Annotated in this window: 18 protein-coding genes and 2 pseudogenes; 16 read left to right on the top strand and 4 right to left on the bottom strand. The window is 62.8% G+C overall.

Annotation, left to right across the window (positions count from 1 at the left end):
- Nucleotides 1–42: 42 nt before the first annotated feature.
- From ABIE53_RS12230 to ABIE53_RS12200, 7 genes and pseudogenes are all read left to right on the top strand, one after another.
- Complete coding sequence (locus ABIE53_RS12230) at nucleotides 43–564, top strand: OmpH/Skp family outer membrane protein (protein WP_006048681.1); 522 nt, start codon at nucleotides 43–45, stop codon at nucleotides 562–564.
- Nucleotides 565–644: 80 nt separating this feature from the next.
- Complete coding sequence (gene lpxD, locus ABIE53_RS12225) at nucleotides 645–1,769, top strand: UDP-3-O-(3-hydroxymyristoyl)glucosamine N-acyltransferase (RefSeq protein WP_006048682.1); 1,125 nt, start codon at nucleotides 645–647, stop codon at nucleotides 1,767–1,769.
- 207 nt (nucleotides 1,770–1,976) lie between these two features.
- A complete protein-coding gene (gene fabZ / locus ABIE53_RS12220; protein WP_006048683.1) occupies nucleotides 1,977–2,441 on the top strand; it encodes a 3-hydroxyacyl-ACP dehydratase FabZ in 465 nt (154 codons plus the stop codon).
- Nucleotides 2,442–2,546: 105 nt separating this feature from the next.
- Nucleotides 2,547–3,335, top strand: coding sequence for an acyl-ACP--UDP-N-acetylglucosamine O-acyltransferase (gene lpxA / locus ABIE53_RS12215; RefSeq protein WP_053858266.1), 789 nt, complete (start codon nucleotides 2,547–2,549; stop codon nucleotides 3,333–3,335).
- Between the two features lie 3 nt (nucleotides 3,336–3,338).
- Nucleotides 3,339–4,509 (top strand): annotated as a pseudogene (gene lpxB / locus ABIE53_RS12210) (lipid-A-disaccharide synthase).
- Nucleotides 4,506–5,327, top strand: coding sequence for a ribonuclease HII (gene rnhB / locus ABIE53_RS12205; RefSeq protein ID WP_107706689.1), 822 nt, complete (start codon nucleotides 4,506–4,508; stop codon nucleotides 5,325–5,327). The pseudogene lpxB and the gene rnhB overlap by 4 nt, the downstream one beginning before the upstream one ends.
- A 133-nt stretch (nucleotides 5,328–5,460) precedes the next feature.
- Nucleotides 5,461–6,249 (top strand): TrmH family RNA methyltransferase, encoded by a 789-nt coding sequence (locus ABIE53_RS12200; protein WP_107706690.1) that lies wholly within the window; start codon nucleotides 5,461–5,463, stop codon nucleotides 6,247–6,249.
- A 16-nt stretch (nucleotides 6,250–6,265) separates the two neighbouring features.
- Here the strand turns inward: ABIE53_RS12200 and ppsR are convergent, their stop codons facing one another.
- Nucleotides 6,266–7,081 carry a posphoenolpyruvate synthetase regulatory kinase/phosphorylase PpsR gene (ppsR, locus tag ABIE53_RS12195; protein ID WP_006048688.1) on the bottom strand — a complete coding sequence of 272 codons (816 nt, stop codon included), beginning with the start codon at nucleotides 7,079–7,081 and terminating at the stop codon, nucleotides 6,266–6,268.
- A 540-nt stretch (nucleotides 7,082–7,621) separates the two neighbouring features.
- Here ppsR and ppsA point away from each other — a divergent pair.
- From ppsA to ABIE53_RS12180, 3 genes are all read left to right on the top strand, one after another.
- On the top strand, nucleotides 7,622–10,027 hold the full coding sequence (ppsA, locus tag ABIE53_RS12190; RefSeq protein ID WP_029970856.1) for a phosphoenolpyruvate synthase: 2,406 nt from the start codon (nucleotides 7,622–7,624) through the stop codon (nucleotides 10,025–10,027).
- 177 nt (nucleotides 10,028–10,204) lie between these two features.
- Nucleotides 10,205–10,660, top strand: coding sequence for an NfeD family protein (locus ABIE53_RS12185; protein WP_107706691.1), 456 nt, complete (start codon nucleotides 10,205–10,207; stop codon nucleotides 10,658–10,660).
- Between the two features lie 96 nt (nucleotides 10,661–10,756).
- Nucleotides 10,757–11,692: an SPFH domain-containing protein gene (locus ABIE53_RS12180; RefSeq protein WP_006048692.1), complete on the top strand. Its 936-nt coding sequence runs from the start codon at nucleotides 10,757–10,759 to the stop codon at nucleotides 11,690–11,692.
- 132 nt (nucleotides 11,693–11,824) lie between these two features.
- Here ABIE53_RS12180 and smpB read toward each other — a convergent pair whose 3' ends face one another.
- Nucleotides 11,825–12,271 (bottom strand): SsrA-binding protein SmpB, encoded by a 447-nt coding sequence (gene smpB, locus ABIE53_RS12175; protein WP_006048693.1) that lies wholly within the window; start codon nucleotides 12,269–12,271, stop codon nucleotides 11,825–11,827.
- Nucleotides 12,272–12,371: 100 nt separating this feature from the next.
- Between smpB and ABIE53_RS12170 the strand changes: the two genes are divergently transcribed.
- Nucleotides 12,372–12,809, top strand: coding sequence for a type II toxin-antitoxin system RatA family toxin (locus tag ABIE53_RS12170; protein ID WP_006048694.1), 438 nt, complete (start codon nucleotides 12,372–12,374; stop codon nucleotides 12,807–12,809).
- Nucleotides 12,806–13,138, top strand: a complete 333-nt coding sequence (locus ABIE53_RS12165; RefSeq protein ID WP_029970859.1) for an RnfH family protein — start codon at nucleotides 12,806–12,808, stop codon at nucleotides 13,136–13,138. Before ABIE53_RS12170 ends, ABIE53_RS12165 begins: the two co-directional genes overlap by 4 nt.
- Before the next feature lie 58 nt (nucleotides 13,139–13,196).
- On the opposite strand, the gene ABIE53_RS12160 is transcribed toward ABIE53_RS12165, so the two are convergent.
- A complete protein-coding gene (locus ABIE53_RS12160) occupies nucleotides 13,197–14,174 on the bottom strand; it encodes a DMT family transporter (RefSeq protein ID WP_107706692.1) in 978 nt (325 codons plus the stop codon).
- Nucleotides 14,175–14,421: 247 nt separating this feature from the next.
- Here ABIE53_RS12160 and guaB point away from each other — a divergent pair, with 247 nt between their 5' ends.
- From guaB to ABIE53_RS12140, 4 genes and pseudogenes are all read left to right on the top strand, one after another.
- Complete coding sequence (gene guaB / locus ABIE53_RS12155; protein WP_006048697.1) at nucleotides 14,422–15,882, top strand: IMP dehydrogenase; 1,461 nt, start codon at nucleotides 14,422–14,424, stop codon at nucleotides 15,880–15,882.
- Between the two features lie 6 nt (nucleotides 15,883–15,888).
- On the top strand, nucleotides 15,889–16,689 hold the full coding sequence (locus tag ABIE53_RS12150; RefSeq protein ID WP_107706693.1) for a hypothetical protein: 801 nt from the start codon (nucleotides 15,889–15,891) through the stop codon (nucleotides 16,687–16,689).
- Nucleotides 16,690–16,946: 257 nt separating this feature from the next.
- Nucleotides 16,947–18,530: a glutamine-hydrolyzing GMP synthase gene (gene guaA, locus ABIE53_RS12145; protein ID WP_107706695.1), complete on the top strand. Its 1,584-nt coding sequence runs from the start codon at nucleotides 16,947–16,949 to the stop codon at nucleotides 18,528–18,530.
- 222 nt (nucleotides 18,531–18,752) lie between these two features.
- Nucleotides 18,753–19,484 (top strand): annotated as a pseudogene (locus tag ABIE53_RS12140) (tyrosine-type recombinase/integrase); the annotation flags it as partial.
- Here the strand turns inward: ABIE53_RS12140 and ABIE53_RS12135 are convergent.
- Nucleotides 19,479–20,048: an MFS transporter gene (locus ABIE53_RS12135; RefSeq protein ID WP_376915792.1), complete on the bottom strand. Its 570-nt coding sequence runs from the start codon at nucleotides 20,046–20,048 to the stop codon at nucleotides 19,479–19,481. The pseudogene ABIE53_RS12140 and the gene ABIE53_RS12135 overlap by 6 nt on opposite strands.
- Nucleotides 20,049–20,370: the final 322 nt, after the last annotated feature.

The raw sequence follows: 20,370 nt of genomic DNA, 5'->3' as shown, positions 1-20,370 counted from the left end.
GTTGCGGACGGCTCGCCAAACAACAGTATCGAGAGGATCACTTTGCTAACCGGTATGTTTTCGAAACGTGTGGCTTGCGCGCTGGCGCTGGCAATGACGCTGGGCGTCGGAGTGGCGCACGCTCAGGAAGCCAGGATCGCCGCGGTGAATTCGGACCGGATTCTGCGGGAATCGGCGGCGGCGAAGGCGGCCCAGGTCAAGCTCGAGGCCGAGTTCGCCAAGCGCGACAAGGACCTCGCGGACATGGCGCAGAAGCTCAAGTCGATGTCCGATTCGCTCGACAAGAACGGCGCGTCGATGTCGTCCACGGACCGTGCGCAAAAGCAGCGCGATCTGTCGCAACTCGACACCGACTTCCAGCGCAAGCAACGCGAGTTTCGCGAAGACCTGAATCAGCGCCGCAATGAAGAACTGGCAGCGGTGCTGGATCGCGCGAACAAGGTGATCAAGCAGATCGCCGAGGCGCAGCACTATGACCTGATCGTGCAGGAAGCGGTGTATGTGAGCCCGCGCATCGACATTACGGATCAGGTGCTCAAGGCTCTCGCGGCTTCAGGCAACTGAAGGCGGTAGTAGAGCGCCGACAGCGCGCACTGACAGCGCGCACCGACAAGTTGTACTGATCAGCAGGAGACACGATAGGCATGGCTTTTACGCTCGAGGACATCGTCCAGCGGTTCGGCGGTGAAGTAGTGGGAGACGGTTCGCAGCGCGTCGGCAGTCTGGCGCCGCTCGACCAGGCAGGCCCGGACCAGCTGGCGTTCCTCGCCAACCCGAAGTACCTGTCGCAAGTCGAAACAACCCGCGCGGGCGCGGTGCTGATCAATGCGGACGACCTCGCGAAGCTCGCATCGGGCAGCGGGCGTAATTTCATCGTCACACCGAACCCGTACGCTTACTTCGCGCGCGTCGCGCAAACCTTCATCGACCTCGCCACGCCGAAGGTCGCGCCCGGCATTCATCCGAGCGCGACGATCGATCCGTCCGCGCAGATCGCCGCAAGCGCGGTGATCGGACCGCATGTCACGGTGGAAGCGGGCGCGGTCATCGGCGAGAATGTGCGGCTCGACGCGAACGTGGCCATCGGCCGCGGCACGCGCATCGGCGCTGGCTCGCATCTCTATCCGAATGTCACCGTGTATCACGGCTGCAAGCTTGCGGAGCGCGTGATCGTGCACGCGGGCGCGGTCATCGGTTCGGACGGCTTCGGCTTCGCGCCGGATTTCGTCGGCGAAGGCGACGCGCGCACCGGTAGCTGGGTGAAGATTCCGCAAGTGGGCGGCGTGTCGATCGCGGCGGACGTCGAAATCGGTGCGAACACCACGATCGACCGCGGCGCGATGGCCGATACGATCATCGAGGAATGCGTGAAAATCGACAACCTCGTGCAGATCGGGCACAACTGCAAAGTCGGCGCATACACGGTCATTGCCGGTTGCGCGGGCATTGCGGGCAGCACGACCATCGGCCGTCACTGCATGATCGGCGGCGCGGTCGGCATTGCCGGGCATGTGACGCTGGCCGATCACGTGATCGTGACCGCGAAGTCCGGCGTGTCCAAGTCGCTGCTCAAGCCCGGCATGTACACCAGCGCGTTCCCGGCCGTGAATCACGCCGACTGGAACAAGAGCGCGGCCTTGCTGCGCAATATCGACAAGCTTCGCGACCGCATCAAGGCACTGGAAAACGCCGCAGCGGATCAGCAGGACAGCAAGCCGGCGAGCGCGGCATCCGGCGCGGCAGGTCATGCACGGAGTGAGAAAAGCTAGTTTTCCGGACGGCCCGCCGACTCCGCGTAAAATGGCGGGCGAATATCAGGAAGCGAAGAGGGTTGCCGTGACCCGCGGTGGCATGGCAACCGGTTCACGGCGAGCGCCGGCAGCATGCGCTCATCACGCGCTAACAACGCGTTGACAACCCACCTGCACCAGCATCCGCAGTCATCATCGCGCAGTCAATGCGTGAGCAGAAACACCATGAGCACCGAAAAAATCAATCTCGACATCCATAAGATTCTCACGCTGCTGCCCCATCGTTACCCGATCCTGCTGGTCGACCGGGTGCTCGAACTCGAGCCGCACAAGAGCATCAAAGCGTTGAAGAACGTGTCGATCAACGAGCCGTATTTCCAGGGGCATTTCCCGACGCGTCCGGTCATGCCTGGCGTACTGATCCTCGAAGCGCTTGCGCAAACGGCGGCGCTGCTGACGTTCTCGGAAGAGCCGAGCGATCCGTCGAACACGCTGTATCTGTTTGTCGGTATCGACAACGCGCGCTTCAAGCGTGTCGTCGAGCCGGGCGATCAGCTCATCCTCAACTGCACGTTCGAACGGCATATGCGCGGCATCTGGAAGTTCAAGGCGCGAGCCGAGGTGGACGGCGTGGTGGCGGCTGAAGCCGACCTGATGTGCGCGGTGCGTCACACGGACAAGGACGCCTGAATCAAGGGCACCTGACTCGAGCTTCGGCCAGCCGGCGCCTCATGCAGCGCAGCCGGCTCGCCGCAGCCCATCCAGACAACGCAACAGAATCAGAAGCGAGGACGCATGAGCAGGATTCATCCCACTGCGATCGTCGAACCGGGCGCACAACTCGACGAATCCGTTGAAGTCGGACCGTATGCCGTGATCGGCGCGCATGTCACGATCGGCGCGCGGACCACGGTCGGCTCGCACAGTGTGATCGAAGGTCACACCACGATCGGCGAAGACAACCGCATCGGCCACTACGCATCGGTCGGCGGCCGTCCGCAGGACATGAAGTACAAAGACGAGCCGACGCGGCTCGAGATCGGCAACCGCAACACGATCCGCGAGTTCACCACGATCCACACCGGCACGGTGCAGGACGCAGGCGTGACCACGCTCGGCGACGACAACTGGATCATGGCGTACGTGCACATCGGCCATGACTGCCATGTCGGCAACAACGTCATTCTGTCGAGCAACGCGCAGATGGCCGGCCATGTGACGATCGGCGACCACGCGATTGTCGGCGGCATGTCGGGCGTGCATCAGTTCGTGCGCATCGGCGCGCATTCCATGCTGGGCGGCGCATCGGCGCTCGTGCAGGACATTCCGCCGTTCGTGATCGCGGCCGGCAACAAGGCGGAGCCGCACGGCATCAACGTCGAAGGTCTGCGCCGCCGCGGGTTCTCGCCGGACGCCATTTCGGCGCTGCGCTCGGCGTACCGTCTGTTGTACAAGAACAGCCTGTCGCTCGAGGAAGCCAAGGCGCAACTGCGTGAGCTTGCATCCGCCGGCGGCGACGGCGACGGCCCGGTTGGGACGCTGCTCGCATTCGTCGAAGCGTCGCAGCGCGGCATCATCCGCTAAGCGATGGCATTGCAACCCAGTCCGCTGCGCATCGCGATGGTGGCCGGCGAGCCGTCCGGCGACCTGCTGGCGTCGTCGCTGCTGGACGGCCTTGCGAGCCGCCTGCCTGCCGCCACGCATTATTACGGGATCGGCGGTCCGCGCATGGTCGCCACCGGTTTCGACGCCCATTGGCCGATGGAGAAGCTGTCCGTGCGCGGCTATGTCGAAGCGTTGCGGCATATCCCCGAGATTCTGCGCATCCGCACCGACCTGAAGCGCCAACTGCTGGCCGAGCCGCCCTCGGTGTTCGTCGGCGTCGATGCACCCGATTTCAACTTCGGGCTCGAGCATCCGCTGCGCGAGGCCGGCATCCCGACCGTTCACTTCGTGTGCCCGTCCATCTGGGCGTGGCGCGGCGGGCGCATCAAGAAGATCGCCAAGGCGGTCGACCATATGCTGTGCGTGTTCCCGTTCGAAACGGCGCTGCTCGAAAAGGCGGGCGTCGCGGCATCGTACGTGGGTCATCCTCTCGCCGACGAAATTCCGCTTGAGCCGGACACGCTCGGCGCGCGCCGCACGCTCGGTCTGGCGGAAAGCGGTCCGGTCATCGCGGGTGCTGCCGGGCAGCCGCCGCTCGGAGATCGATCTGATCGGGCCGACGTTTTTCGCCGCGATGGAAATGATGCAGCACCAGGAGCCCGGTCTGCGCTTCGTGATGCCCGCGGCGACGCCGGCGTTGCGCGAGATGCTGCGCCCGCTGGTCGATTCGCACCCCGGCCTCGCGCTGACCATTACGGACGGCCAGTCGCAACTCGCGATGACCGCCGCCGACGCGATCCTCGTGAAAAGCGGCACGGTCACGCTCGAGGCCGCGCTTCTGAAAAAGCCGATGGTCATCTCGTACAAGGTGCCCTGGCTGACGGGCCAGATCATGCGCCGGCAGGGTTATCTGCCGTACGTCGGCTTGCCGAACATTCTGGCGGGCCGCTTCGTGGTGCCGGAAATCCTGCAGCACTTCGCGACGCCGCAGGCGCTCGCCGAAGCCACGCTGAAACAGTTGCGCGATGAAGCCAACCGGCGCACGCTGACGGAAATCTTCACGGAGATGCATCACGTGCTGAAGCAGAACACCGCGCAGCGTGCGGCGGAAGTGGTCGCGAGTGTCGTTGAGAAGCGCAGGGCGCGGCCGTGAGCGACGAACGCACCAAGCGCACTAACGAGCACGCCGCTGCGCACGCCGCTGCCCGCTCGCCACGCCGCAAGACCGCGGCCGTCGCCAGCGCGGCGACTCGGCAGGTCGGCCTGAACTTCGAGACGGCGGAGGACATCGTCTGCGGCGTCGACGAAGCCGGGCGCGGGCCGCTGGCCGGGCCGGTCGTCGCTGCTGCTGTGATTTTCGATCCGTCGAAGCCGATGATTCGCGGCCTCGACGATTCGAAGGTGCTTACCGCGAAAAAGCGCGACGAACTGTACGAGAAGATCGTCGACCGTGCGCTCGCTTACTGCATCGCCTCGGCAACGGTCGAGGAAATCGATACGCTGAACATTCTGCACGCCACCATGCTGGCCATGAAGCGCGCGGTAGAAGGGCTGTCCGTCACGCCGACGCTCGTGAAGGTGGACGGCAACCGCTGCCCCACGCTGAGCGTTCGCAGCGAAGCGGTGATCGGCGGCGACGCACTGGTCAAAAGCATTTCCGCGGCGTCGATTCTTGCGAAGGTGACGCGCGACCGGATGCTGCTCGAATTGCACCAGACTTATCCCGTGTACGGCTTTAACGCGCATGCCGGCTACGGCACGCCGCAGCATCTGGCGGCCTTGCGTGAACATGGGCCGTGCGAGCATCACCGGCGCTCGTTCGCACCCGTGCGCGAAGCGCATCTGCGATTTGGCACCGGCGTGCCGCTGCCGGCGGGCGAGATTATCGCCGTGCCGGAAATGCTCGCGGACGGCGTGCTGGACGATGCGCTGCTCGACAGCGACGCGTTCGGCGAACGCAGCGGCGCGTGAGCATAAGACGCCACAGCTAACGTGGCACAATCGCCCGTCAATGCTGCCGTCGCCGTAACCAGCACCTAGCCGCACCGCCTGCGATCAGCAACGCGCTCATCCTTCTCCTCATTTCTCATCGTCTTCGCTGCCTGTGAAAGCCATCACCTCGCGGGAGAATCCGCTCTATAAACGCCTGAAGGCGCTTGCCGGATCGACGCATCAACAGCGTCGCAGCGGTCATGCGCTGCTGGAAGGTTTTCATCTCGCGAGCGCGTATCTCGACGTCGCGGGGCAGCCGGAAATGTGCATCGTCACCGAGGGCGCGCTTCGTCACGACGAAGCTCAGGCGATCGTTTCGCGTATCGACGAGCAACGCATCGTCACGCTGCCAGACGCGCTGTTCGGACAACTGTCGAATGTCGTGCACGGCGTCGGCATGCTGCTGCTCGTGGAAAAGCTCGATACGCCGCTGCCCGACACGGTCGCGCAAACCTGCATCGTGCTCGACGGCGTGCAGGACGCAGGCAACGTCGGCTCCATCTTGCGCAGTGCGGCCGCGGCCGGCATTCAGCAGGTGTTCTGCGCGCCGGGCACGGCATACGCTTGGTCGTCGAAAGTATTGCGCTCGGGCATGGGCGCGCACTTCCTGCTGCAGATTCACGAAGACGTCGAAGCGCAGACGTTGATCGAGCGCCTCGCGGTGCCGGTTGTCATCACGGATTCGCACGGCGCCGAAGCGATCTACGATTGCGATCTGAGCGCGGAACTGGCGTGGGTATTCGGCAATGAAGGCGCCGGCGTGTCGCAAGCATGGCGCGACGCGGTCACGTTGCGCGTGACGATTCCGCAGCCGGGCGGCATGGAATCGCTGAACGTCGCGGCGGCCGCGGCTGTCTGCGTGTTCGAGCAATGCAGACAGCAGCGCGCGAGCCGCGCATAAACGAGCGAAGGCTCGCTCAATACGACGGCCGATCCAGCTTGATTTCCTGCAGGATCGTGGTCGCGATCTCTTCGATCGACTTGTGCGTCGACGACAGCCACTTGATCCCTTCGCGACGCATCATCGCCTCGGCTTCGTTGATCTCGTAACGGCAATTTTCCGGCGCAGCGTATTTGCTGCCAGGCCGGCGCTCGTTGCGAATCTCCGAAAGCCGTTGCGGATCGATCGACAAGCCAAACATCTTCTGCCGATGCGCCAATAGCGGCGTAGGCAGCTTGCCGCGCTCGAAATCTTCCGGAATCAGCGGATAGTTCGCTGCTTTCACGCCGTACTGCATCGCGAGGTAGAGGCTCGTCGGCGTCTTGCCGCTGCGCGATACGCCGACGAGGATCACGTCTGCGTCGGCGAGATTGCGGTTCGACTGGCCGTCGTCGTGCGCGAGCGAGAAGTTGATCGCCTCGATGCGGTTCTTGTACTCCTCGGTGTCCGCGTTCTGGTGGCCGCGCCCCATCGCGTGGCTCGACTTCAGCTCCAGTTCCTGTTCGAGCGGCTCGACGAAGGTCTGGAACATGTCGAGCACGAGCGCGTTCGAGCCTTTGACGATCTGATTCGATGCGCTGTCCACGAGCGTGGTGAAGACGATCGGACGGCGACCGTCCTGCTGGACCGCTTCATTGATTTTTTCGAGCGTGGCGTAGGCCTTTTCTGTCGAGTCGACAAAAGGCACGCGGACCAGGCGAAATTTCTGGTCGAACTGGGAGAGGATCGAATGCGCGAAGGTTTCGGCAGTGATCCCGGTACCGTCGGAGACGATGAATACGGTGGGCGGCATCAGTGGGGCAGGGAACGTGAGCGGCAAAAAGCGCTCGAATGGAACATTGCTGGAGCGACTTCGCTGCGCGGTGGCTGACCACTCATGCAGCGGCGTCGAAACAGCGCGCCGTGGGCACCGCTACTACGCCAGGACTGGCCTGGAGGCTCTCTTCATGCATTGGAAGAGCCCTGCGGGCAGCCTGGCGCGATTCGAGGCGCAATTCTCGTCCGACAGTCACATTTCGAGAGTCGGCACGGTAGAATAGCGGCAACCTGTTGGATAAGCAATTGCAGGCGATTGGCGTCTAACTCGCTGCGAACGGTCGTTCAACGCGATGTTATCTGGTGCTAAAGCGGGCGGATCGCGATTGATCGGGCGCTAAATGCGTCGATTCGCCTTCTTCGTGTGGAACGGGAGCGCAAGCCCGAACCCGCGCGGCGCCACAAGCGATTGCTTCTCCAACAGGTTGTGCAAGACGCGAGCTCACGCTTCCAATGAGCGTCTCGCGTTCGAGCCCACTTGCACAGCCGTGAATTTCTTTCACACTTAGGGGCTTGTATGACTAACGCAGTTACCGTCGCAAAGGATAAGGCGTATGTAGTTCCGTTCGAGCAGTTGCGGATGACCGATGTGGAGATTGTCGGCGGCAAGAACGCGTCGCTAGGCGAGATGATCAGTCAGCTTGCCGAAGCCGGCGTGCGCGTGCCGACCGGTTTCGCCACGACGGCACTGGCTTTCCGTGACTTCCTGCATCACAACAACCTGACGGAACGCATCGCCCAACGTCTCGAGACGCTCGACGTCGACGACGTGAAGGCGCTTGCCGAAGCGGGCAAGGAGATCCGTCAATGGATCGTCGACGCTCCCATGCAGCCGCAACTCGAAGCCGACATTCGCGCGGGCTTCGACACGCTTCAAAACAGCTCGCCTGAAGAGCTGTCGTTTGCCGTGCGTTCGTCGGCAACGGCGGAAGACTTGCCGGACGCATCGTTCGCGGGTCAGCAGGAAAGCTACCTCAACGTGGTCGGTATCGAAGACGTGCTCGATCGCATGAAGCACGTGTTCGCGTCGCTCTACAACGACCGCGCTATTTCCTATCGCGTTCACAAGGGCTTCACGCATGCTGAAGTCGCGTTGTCGGCGGGCGTGCAGCGCATGGTGCGCTCGGACGTCGGCGCGGCCGGCGTGATGTTCACGCTCGACACGGAATCGGGCTTCAAGGACGCGGTGTTCATCACGTCGAGCTACGGTCTCGGCGAAACGGTCGTGCAAGGCGCGGTGAATCCGGACGAGTTCTACGTCTACAAGACCACGCTCGCGCAAGGCAAGTATCCGATCATCCGCCGCTCGATTGGCTCGAAGCTCATCAAGATGGAGTTCACGAAGGCCGGTGAAGAAGGCCGCGTGAAGACCGTCGACGTGACGCACGAGCAGCGCAACCGCTTCTCGATCACCGACGAAGACGTGATCGAACTCGCGAAATACGCGGTCATCATCGAAAAGCACTACCAGCGTCCGATGGACATCGAGTGGGGCAAGGACGGCCGCGACGGCAAGATCTTTATCTTGCAGGCGCGTCCGGAAACGGTGAAGAGCCAGGCGACGGGCAAGGCCGAGCAGCGCTTCAAGCTGAAGGGTCAATCGAACGTGCTGGCTACCGGCCGCGCGATCGGCCAGAAGATCGGCGCGGGCCCGGTGCGCGTGATTCACGATCCGTCGGAAATGGACCGTGTGCAGCCGGGCGACGTGCTGGTCGCCGACATGACCGACCCGAACTGGGAGCCGGTCATGAAGCGCGCGTCCGCAATCGTCACCAATCGTGGCGGCCGCACGTGCCACGCGGCAATCATCGCGCGTGAGCTGGGCGTGCCGGCCGTGGTCGGCTGCGGCGACGCGACCGACGTGCTGAAGGATGGCGCGCTCGTCACGGTTTCGTGCGCGGAAGGCGACGAAGGCAAGATCTACGACGGCCTGCTCGAAACGGAAATCACCGAAGTGCAGCGCGGCGAACTGCCGCCCATTCCGGTGAAGATCATGATGAACGTCGGCAACCCGCAACTGGCTTTCGACTTCTCGCAACTGCCGAACGCGGGCGTCGGTCTCGCGCGTCTCGAGTTCATCATCAACAACAACATCGGCGTTCATCCGAAGGCGATTCTCGAGTACCCGAACATCGACCAGGACCTGAAGAAGGCCGTGGAAAGCGTCGCTCGCGGTCACGCATCGCCGCGCGCGTTCTACGTCGACAAGCTGACTGAAGGTATCGCGACGATCGCCGCGGCCTTCTATCCGAAGCCTGTGATCGTGCGTCTGTCGGACTTCAAGTCGAACGAGTACAAGAAGCTGATCGGCGGTTCGCGCTACGAGCCGGACGAAGAGAATCCGATGCTGGGCTTCCGCGGCGCGTCGCGCTACATCGCCGAAGACTTCGCCGAAGCGTTCCAGATGGAATGCGTCGCGCTGAAGAAGGTGCGCGAAGAGATGGGCCTCGACAACGTCGAGATCATGGTGCCGTTCGTGCGTACGCTGAAGCAGGCTGAGCGCGTGGTCGGCTTGCTGGAGAAGTTTGGCCTGAAGCGCGGCGAGAAAGGCCTGCGTCTCATCATGATGTGCGAAGTGCCGTCGAACGCGATTCTCGCCGAAGAGTTCCTGCAATTCTTCGACGGCTTCTCGATCGGTTCGAACGACCTGACGCAGCTCACGCTCGGCCTCGACCGCGACTCCGGCATGGAACTGCTGGCGGTCGATTTCGACGAACGCGATCCGGCGGTCAAGTTCATGTTGAAGCGCGCAATTGAAACGTGTCTGCGTCTGGACAAGTACGTCGGCATCTGCGGTCAGGGTCCGTCGGATCATCCGGACTTCGCGCAATGGCTGACGGATGAAGGCATCAAGTCGATCTCGCTGAACCCTGACACGATCATCGAGACGTGGCAGCAACTGGCGAAATCGTCGACGAAGTAAGCGTGCGGCGTGCCGCGTCCTAAGCGGCACGCATAACGAAAAGTGCGGCATATCAACGGCGCGTCAAACGCGCGTCAGCGGCGCAGTGAAGCGCGTCCTGAATGCCGGTAATTTGTCCGCGCTTCGTGCTATAAACACCCCGGTAGATCCGGGGTGTTTTGCTTTGTGGAGGTCGACGTGGCGCCAGGGGGATTGTTCTGGTGGGTCGGGGCGGGCGTGCTGGTCGTGCTGGAATTGCTCAGCGGCACGTTCTATCTGCTGATGATCGCGCTCGGTTGCGTCGCGGCGGCTATCGCGCATATTGCGGGCGCCGCCGCCGACGTGCAGTTCGCCGTTGCCGCGGTCGTCGCGCTGGCGGCCGTGTTTGTGCTCAAGCGTTCGCGCTTTGGCCGCAGGACGCGCAAGGAAGCGTCCGCGAATCCGGACGTCAATCTCGACATTGGGCAGACGCTCAGCGTGCCCGCGTGGCACGAGCGTCGCGCGCGGGTCAGCTATCGCGGCGCGCAATGGGACGCCGAACTGGCGCCCGGCGAGCCCGAAGATGCTCAAACCTACGAAATCATCGAACTGCACGGCAGTTGTCTTGTGGTCGCGGCGAAGCGGCCCGCGACGCATCACGCTAATACGCGGTAAGCGTCGGACATTCGCTGACTTGTTTGACCCAAACCAGTCAACCGAACTAGTTAACCGAACTAACTAATCAAACCAACTAAAGATTGGAGGGCGTAAATGGATTCCACCATTATCGGGGCAGTGCTGCTCGTCATTGTGATCGTGCTGGCGGCGCAGACCATCAAGATCGTGCCGCAGCAGCACGCGTGGGTGCTGGAGCGGCTCGGCCGCTATCACCGCACGCTCACGCCGGGCCTGAGCTTCGCGTTTCCTTTCGTCGACCGGATCGCGTACAAGCACATTCTCAAGGAAATTCCGCTCGAAGTGCCGAGCCAGGTCTGCATCACGCGCGACAACACGCAGTTGCAGGTGGACGGCGTGCTGTATTTCCAGGTGACCGATCCGATGAAGGCGTCGTATGGATCGAGCAACTTTGTGTTCGCGATCACGCAGTTGTCGCAGACCACGCTGCGCTCGGTGATCGGCAAGCTCGAACTCGACAAGACTTTCGAGGAGCGCGACTTCATCAATCACAGCATCGTCTCGTCACTCGATGAAGCAGCGGCGAACTGGGGCGTCAAAGTCCTACGCTACGAGATCAAGGATCTGACGCCGCCGAAGGAAATCCTTCACGCGATGCAGGCGCAAATTACGGCCGAGCGCGAAAAGCGCGCGTTGATTGCGGCTTCGGAAGGGCGCAAGCAGGAGCAGATCAACATCGCGTCCGGCGGGCGCGAGGCGGCAATCCAGAAATCGGAAGGCGAGCGCCAGGCGGCGATCAACCAGGCGCAAGGGCAGGCCGCGGCGATTCTTGCGGTTGCCGAGGCCAATTCGCAAGCCATCCAGAAGATTGCTGCTGCGATTCAGTCGCATGGCGGCATGGAGGCGGTGAACCTGAAGGTCGCCGAGCAATACGTGAACGCGTTCGGCAATCTGGCGAAGCAGGGCACCACGCTGATCGTGCCCGGCAATCTCGCGGATATGAGTTCGATGATCGCATCGGCGCTGACCATCGTGAACAAGGGCAAGAGCGGGGTGGCGGAGGCGCGCTGAGCGCGCGTTGGTTTTTGCGTTGGGCGCCGTTGCGCCATTGCTGTAAAAAAATGGCCCGCAGCAAGCGGGCCATTTTTATCGTGCTCGGTAAACGCTGCTCTGGCAGCGTCGCGGCAAACGCCCGCCCACGACTCAGGTCGGCGAGCGCATCAAACGCGCCTTTTCGCGCTCCCAATCGCGCTTTTTCTCGGTTTCGCGCTTGTCGTGCATCTTCTTGCCCTTGGCGAGGCCGATCTCGCATTTGACGCGGCCGCCCTTGTAGTGAAAATTCAGCGGCACGAGCGTGTAGCCGCGCTGTTCCACCTTGCCGATCAGCTTGCTGATTTCTTCGCTGTGCAAAAGGAGCTTGCGCGTGCGAACAGGGTCGGGGTTGATGTGGGTCGAGGCTTCGGGCAGCGGGCTGATGTGCGTGCCGATCAGGAACAGCTCGCCGTTCTTGATCACGACGTAACCTTCCTTGATCTGGCCGCGCCCGGCGCGCAGCGCCTTGACCTCCCATCCTTCGAGCACGAGCCCTGCTTCGTAACGTTCTTCGACCGAGTAGTCGTAGAACGCTTTTCTGTTGTCGATAATGCTCATGAATGGAAAGTGCCCAACTCGTTTAAAATCACGATTTTAGCAAAGCGGGGCAAGGAAAGCCCGCCGCGCCCGTCCACCCTTGCCACGTGCTGTTCAATTTATGGCAGATGTCCAGAAAACCGTGTTGATCCGCCATTCGGCGGAACAGATGTTCGACCTCGTCACCGACGTCGCCGATTACCCGAACTTCCTGCCCTGGTGCGGAGGCGTCGAGGTCCGTCATCGGGACGATACCAGCATGGAGGCGAAGATCGACATCAATTTCAAGGGCATCAAGCAGCACTTTGCGACGCGCAACAGCATGGAGCGGCCCACCCGCATCGACATGGAATTCGCCGACGGGCCGTTTCGCAAGTTCACCGGCTTCTGGCGCTTCACGCCGCTGCGCGCGGACGCCTGCAAGATCGAGTTCGCGCTGCACTACGAGTTCACCAACATCATCCTCGAAAAGATCATCGGGCCGGTGTTCAATCACATCGCCAATACATTCGTCGAATCTTTCGTGAAGCGCGCGGACCAGCGCTACGGCAAGGCATGAGCGGGCGTCTGTCCGTCCAGGTCTGTTATGCGCTCGCGAACGAACAGGCGCTCGTCGACGTGCAATTGCCGGCGGGCGCCACGCTCGCACAGGCTATCGAGGCAAGCGGCATTCTTCAGCGTTTTCCTCAGATCGATCTAGCGACGCAAAAGGTCGGCGTATTCGGCAAGCTCAAGCCGCTCGACACCGTGCTCGCCGATCACGACCGCGTCGAGATCTACCGGCCGCTGCTCGTGGACCCGAAGGTGTCACGCCAGCGTCGCGTCGAGAAGACCCGCAAGGCCGGCTCGATCGAAGGGCGTCGCTGGCAGAACAAGGATTCGCGTTAAACGCGTACGTTGCGCGGTGCGCGCCCTGCAATGCGGGGCGGCCCGTGGACCATGCGTGCTAGGGCGCCGAACCCTGAGCCTTTTCTTCGACCGGCGCAGTGCCGCCGGAATCGTCGTCCGCATGCTGACGCACCGACCAGCACACGCCCGCCACCAGCAACAGAATCGCGGCGAGTTCGAGCGGCCGCGGCAGGCGCTCGTCGTAAATGAACGCGTAGAGCAGCGCGAACAGCGTTTCAAACACGATCATCTGACCGGAAAGCGTCAACGGCAGCCGCTTCGACGCCGCATTCCACAGCCCGTTGCCAAGCCACGACGCGCCGATCGCGAGAACCAGATTGAGCGCCCAGAAGCTGTGCCAGCGGCTTTGCGCGAGTTCGCCCTGCGGGCCGCCCGGCGGCAGCGCGGCGATCGCGAGCCACAGCGCGGCGCCGAGCGCGCCTGTCACGACGCCCCACAGCACGGACCACTCGTTGCCGCTGAAATGCGTGTGCCGTTGCAGGTAGCGGGTGTTCTCGACCGCGAACCACGTCCAGCAGCCGAGCGCGCCGACTGCGCAGGCAAGGCCCAGCAGCTTCGTCAGGACGCCGGCGGGCGTGCCGTCGGCGGCCGTAAAGACGTCGATATTGATGCAGACGATGCCCGCCATCACGGCCGCAAGCGGCCACGCGAGGCGCGCGAGCGGCACCGCGCCGCGGTCGCCGCGGCCCATCAGCGTGACCGTCACCGGCAATACGCCGACGATCAGCGACGCCGGCGCGATGCCGACGAGGTGCACCGCCGCCGTCAGCAGCAGGTAGTACAGGAGATTGCCGCCCAGCGCGAGCTTGACGAGCGCGACGAGGTCCTCGCGAGTCAGGCGCTTGAGCAGCGAACGCGCCGTGGGCAACGCCGCTGCGAGCGCGACGACGCCGTACATCGTGTAGCGGCCGGCCGACAGCAACAGCGGCGAAAAATCCGGCAGCACGCGCGGGACCAGAAACACCATGCCCCATAGGGCTCCGGCCATGACTCCATAGGCGACACCGCGCTGCATCGACTGCTCCTGCGAAAAAACTGGAATGGTCGCAAGCGTAGCCGGCCGGCGCGAGGGGCGTCTTGTTTGATTCTGCATTCGGGCCCGAGCAAACGAAACGCGATCGAACCCGAGGCGAACGGCGAAGCGAAATCAAGGGTGTAAAAGCCACGAAAAAATGCGCCCGAAATTCGCTAAGCTGCTGTTCGCGCAGTGAAAAGCGGGGAGGTATCGCGTATAATTCGCTTTTGCGCCTATAGGATTTGCCATGCGTCTGATCCAAACAGCACTCACGTTCGATGACGTGCTCCTCGTCCCGGCCTTCTCCGATGTTCTGCCGCGCGACACCAGCCTCAAGACCCGGCTGACCCGCAACATCTCCCTGAATATGCCGCTCGTGTCCGCCGCCATGGACACCGTCACCGAAGCCCGTCTCGCCATTGCGATGGCGCAAATGGGCGGCGTCGGCATCATCCACAAGAACCTCACGGCTGCCGAACAGGCGCGTGAAGTGGCCAAGGTCAAGCGGTTCGAGTCAGGCGTGGTGCGCGATCCGATCACGGTGCCGCCGCAAATGAAGGTGCGCGACGTCATCGCGCTGTCGCAGCAGCATGGCATTTCCGGCTTTCCGGTGGTGGAAGGCTCGCAGCTGATCGGTATCGTGACCAACCGCGACCTGCGTTTCGAGGAGCGTCTGGACGAGCCGGTGCGCAGCATCATGACGCCGCGCGAGCGCCTCGTGACCGTCAAGGAAGGCACGTCGCTCGCCGAGGCCAAGGCGCTGATGCACAGCCACCGCCTTGAGCGCGTGCTGGTCATCAACGACGCATTCGAGCTGCGCGGCCTGATGACGGTGAAAGACATCACCAAGCAGACCGAACACCCGGACGCCTGTAAGGACGAGCACGGCAAGCTGCGCGCGGGCGCGGCCGTCGGCGTCGGCGCGGACAACGAAGAGCGTGTCGAACTGCTGGTGCAGGCGGGCGTGGACGTGATCGTCGTCGACACCGCGCATGGCCACAGCAAGGGCGTGCTCGAGCGCGTGCGCTGGGTCAAGCAGAACTTCCCGCACGTCGAGGTGATCGGCGGCAACATCGCCACCGCGGCGGCAGCCAAAGCGCTCGTCGAATACGGCGCGGACGGCGTGAAGGTCGGCATCGGCCCGGGCTCGATTTGCACGACGCGAATCGTCGCCGGTGTCGGCGTGCCGCAGGTCACGGCAATCGCGAACGTGTCGGAAGCGCTCAAGGGCACGGGCGTGCCGGTCATCGCAGACGGCGGCGTGCGTTTCTCGGGCGACGTCAGCAAGGCGCTGGCAGCGGGCGCGAACGCCGTGATGATGGGCAGCATGTTCGCCGGCACCGAAGAAGCGCCGGGCGACGTGTTCCTCTATCAAGGCCGTCAGTACAAGTCGTACCGCGGCATGGGCTCGGTCGGCGCAATGAAGGACGGCGCGGCGGACCGCTACTTCCAGGACAACTCGGCGAATATCGACAAGCTGGTGCCGGAAGGCATCGAAGGCCGCGTCGCTTATAAGGGTTCCGTGAACGCGATCCTGTTCCAGCTGATCGGCGGCGTGCGCGCGAGCATGGGCTACTGCGGCTGCCGCACGATTGCCGAGATGAACGAGAAGGCCGAGTTCGTGCAGATCACGGGCGCGGGTTTGCGCGAGTCGCACGTGCACGATGTTCAGATCACCAAGGAAGCGCCCAACTACCACGTGGACTAAACGCCAATGAAGCCATTGCTGCGCGCTGTACTGATTGTCGATGCGCTGTTGCTGCTCGCGTTCGGCTTGCTGTTCCTGCTGACGCCCTGGACGTCGTTGTACAACGCGCTGCTGTTGGTGCAGACGCAGCCGGCTCTGGCCGGCCAGGCGTTTGGCCTGGCGCTCATCGGGCTCGCCTGGCTGGCGTTGCATGCGTCGATCGACGGGGCGCTGACTTCGTCGGTGGCACGCGTGGTCGGCCATGTGAACTGGCTGACCGGCGTGCTCATGCTGGTGTGGCTGCTCGGGCTGCATACGCCGTCGCTGAGCGCGTTCGGGCAGATCGTCGCGGTGCTGACCGGTGTCGTGCTGCTGGTGCTCGGTCTTGGCGGCGTGCGTTTGTCGGGCGCGGTGCGGCGGCGCGAGAAGTTGCGCGTCGCTGAGGCTGTTGCCGCTGAGCGCGCCGAAAAGCAGGCCGCAAAAGACGCCGCGAAAAACGCGGCGAACCTCGAGGCAAATCGCCGTGAACCGGTTGTGCCGGCTACGGCGGGGTTTCCGGTGTATCACGCGGAGCCGGTGGTTGAGCCTGTTATCGGGCGTGGAGTTGATCCGGTTGCAAGGCCTGGCGTGGCGCCTGTGGTGCCCGCGGCGTCCGAAGCGTCGCCGGTCAACCCGACGACCTCCGCCCATTTGCATGCCACGACGGGCGAAGTGCTGAGCCCGTCGGAGCGAGCGGCACGCGCTGAAGCTGCTGCTGCCGCACGCGACGATGCCCGCAATGCCGCCGACGACGCCGCGAATGCGCCACGGCCTCCGTTCCATGGTTGACTGGCCGCGCGCGACTCGTTTGCCGAAGCAACCGGAATCCGCACGCGCGCCGCACCGCAGCCTGGTGACCCATGTTGTGGCTTCGGGCGCAACGAGCGAACGTCACGCGGGCATCAGCATTGCGTTCCGCTTTCCCGCCGTTGCGCTTCACCGTCGCAAGCCCCGGCCGTTTGTTCCCTCGTGGACCGCTTTGAATTCAACGCCGCGCCGTACGCGCGGCATTCCGTATCCGCTCACTTTTGACATCGTCCGCTGCCATGCATGACAAGATCCTGATCCTCGACTTCGGTTCGCAAGTCACCCAACTGATTGCACGTCGCGTTCGCGAAGCCAACGTGTATTCGGAAATCCATCCGTATGACGTCGATGCTTCGTTCATCCGCGACTTTGCGCCGAAGGGCGTGATCCTGTCGGGCGGACCGAGCTCGGTCACTGAAACCGACACGCCGCGCGTGCCGCAAGTGGTGTTCGAACTCGGCATGCCCGTGCTCGGCATCTGCTACGGCATGCAGGCCATGGCCGAGCAACTGGGCGGCCGGGTCGACATCGGCCATCTGCGTGAGTTCGGTTATGCCGAAGTGCGCGCGCGCAATCACACGAGCCTGCTCGAAGGCATCAGCGACTTCACGACGCCCGAAGGCCACGGCATGCTGAAGGTGTGGATGAGCCACGGCGACAAGGTGCTGGAGATGCCGCCGGGGTTCGCGCTGATGGCATCGACGGAATCGTGCCCGATCGCCGCGATGGCCGATGAGCAGCGTCATTTCTATGGTCTGCAATGGCACCCGGAAGTCACGCACACCGTGCAAGGCCGCGCGATGCTCGAGCGCTTCGTGCTGCAGATTTGCGGCGCGCGTCCCGACTGGGAGATGGGCCATTACATCGACGAGGCGGTCGCGAAAATTCGCGAGCAGGTCGGTAACGAGCACGTGATTCTGGGTCTGTCGGGCGGCGTGGATTCGTCGGTCGCGGCGGCGCTGTTGCATCGCGCGATCGGCGATCAACTGACGTGCGTGTTCGTCGATCATGGCCTGTTGCGCCTGAACGAAGCCGAGCAGGTCATGGCCACGTTCGCGGATCACCTGGGCGTGAAGGTGATTCACGTCGACGCGAGCGATGTGTTCCTGCGCAAGCTCGAAGGCGTGACCGATCCGGAAGCGAAGCGCAAGATCATCGGCGCGGAATTCGTCGAAGTGTTCCAGACGGAAGCCGGCAAGCTGACCGACGCAAAGTGGCTCGCGCAAGGCACGATCTATCCGGACGTGATCGAATCGGCGGGCAAGGGCAAGAAGGCGACGCAGACCATCAAGAGCCACCACAACGTGGGCGGCCTGCCGGAGACGCTGAACCTGAAGCTGCTCGAGCCGCTGCGCGAACTGTTCAAGGACGAAGTGCGCGAACTCGGCGTGAAGCTCGGTCTGCCGCCGGCGATGGTGTACCGCCATCCGTTCCCCGGTCCCGGTCTTGGCGTGCGGATTCTCGGCGAAGTGAAGCGCGAGTTTGCGGACCTGCTGCGTCGCGCGGACGCGATTTTCATCGAGACGCTGCGCACGTTCATCGACAAGGAAACCGGCAAGTCCTGGTACGATTTGACGAGCCAGGCGTTCGCGGTGTTTCTGCCGGTGAAGAGCGTCGGCGTGATGGGCGACGGCCGGACTTACGAGTATGTGGTCGCGCTGCGCGCGGTGCAGACGCTCGACTTCATGACCGCGCATTGGGCGCATCTGCCGCACGAGTTGCTGGGGCATGTGTCGAACCGCATTATTAATGAAGTGCGCGGGATTAACCGGGTGGTGTACGACATTTCGGGGAAGCCGCCGGCGACGATTGAGTGGGAGTAATTTAGGATCCTCTGCAGTGGTCTGCAGAGGTCCGTTGATTCCCTGATTTCCCACACAAAAACAAGGGTTTATCGACTATTTTGATCCGCTGCCGTCCGTCGGCAGCGCTGCGTCGCCGACGGCATGAGCGACGGTATAGCATCTTTCTCTGCAGACGATCCATTTTGATACCGTCACGGCGCATAACGGTATCAAACACGGTATCAGTTCTTGGAGGATTACATGCTGACGGACCTCGAATTGCGGGCGCTCAGACCGACCGGCAGGATATACAAGGTCGCTGACCAGCGTGGCCTGTACGTGGCGGTTACCTCGGCCGGAGCGGTGAGTTTTCGCTTCGACTATCGTCTGAATGGTCGCCGGGAGACCTTGGTCATTGGCCGCTACGATCCCGGGCTACCTGCGCGCGGCGCGCGCGCTGCCGACGAACTTTCCTTTGGCATGTCGATGCGTCTTGCAGAAGCAAGGCTGCTACTTGAGCATGCTCGGCGGGAAGTAGAGCAGGGCGTCAGTCCCTCCAGAAGCAAGGTTGAAAAGCGCGTAGAAGCGGCCGACGCGATGACGTTCGGGAAATGGGCCGAAAAATACTTCGTGGAAGCCAAGCTCGCGGAGTCGACCCGCGCGATGAGGAAGTCCGTCTACGACCGGAATCTTGCAGCGGAGTTCGGGCGGCTGAAGCTCGAAGAGATCACACCTTCAAGACTCCTGATGAGGTGTGAAAAGATCAAGGCGCGGGGTGCGGCTGCACCTGCCGTTCAGGCACGCGACATCGTCCTCCAGGTCTATCGTTTTGTGCAGGCAAGAGGGCTGAAGGTAGCCAATCCAGCGGAAGACATCCGGCCCTCCGCTATTGCTACCTTCAAACCGCGGGATCGCGCACTAACACCCGGGGAGATCCACGTGTTTTTCAAGGCCTTGGAGCGCACGCCCACGCTTCCTACGCTGCGTTTAGCGTCGCAGGAATGCAGAAAGCAGTCCGAAGGCACCGCCGAGGATGAACGGCACGCGCCAACCGCTCACCAGAAACGCTTCCGTGCTCAAGTGATGCAGCAACAGCGTTATGACGCCCGACGCAACAACAAACCCAAGCACGACGCCGGTTCCAAGGATGCCAAAAGCAAGCCCCAAGCGGCGTTCAGGGACATGCTCTGACACGAACACCATAGCCGTTGGCAGTTCCCCGCCCAACGCGGCACCTTGCAACAGGCGACATGCAAGCAAAGCAACTGGTGCGCAGACTCCCATCTGGCCGTACACAGGCAACACACCGATGGCAAGAGTGGGAGCGGCCATCAATAGTATGCTCACTGCGAACATCCTTTTCCGCCCGAGCTTGTCGCCCAAACTTGCTAGCCATATTCCTCCCAGCGGGCGTGTAAGGTATCCCGCCGCGAATATCGTCAACGTTTCGAGCTCGCGAAGCCACGCAGGACTTGCTGCCGGGAAAAACAATTGACTGGTGAAAGGGCTGAGAAAGATGAAGACAGTGAACTCGTAGTACTCAAGCAATCCTCCCATGGACGCCAATGCCAAGACCTTGCAATGTTCAGCGCTGATGAGGTCGATTTCGAAGCCGCGGTGTGGACCATACCGAAGTTCCGGACGAAAGCGCGCCGAGCCCACAACGTATATTTGTCCCGCCAGTCGATCGACATCATGGTGGCGTTGCATACCTGCGCAGCGGCCTCATGAGGACTGTCGAGACGTTCTCCAGTGCGAGCGCCCGTTGAAGCATCGACGCGTCGACTGAGACTTCAGTTAGGACATGCCTTGCGTCCAGTGATGACTCGCTTCGTCGTACTTCAGGGGTTGCGGGCAGTCGTCGACGTGCTGAGTGCGC

The sequence above is a fragment of the Paraburkholderia sp. OAS925 genome, from assembly GCF_040543975.1.
GTDB classification, from domain to species: Bacteria; Pseudomonadota; Gammaproteobacteria; order Burkholderiales; family Burkholderiaceae; genus Paraburkholderia; species Paraburkholderia graminis.
The sequence above is the reverse complement of the archived record's forward strand: the minus strand, read 5'-3'. Positions and strand labels throughout refer to the sequence as shown.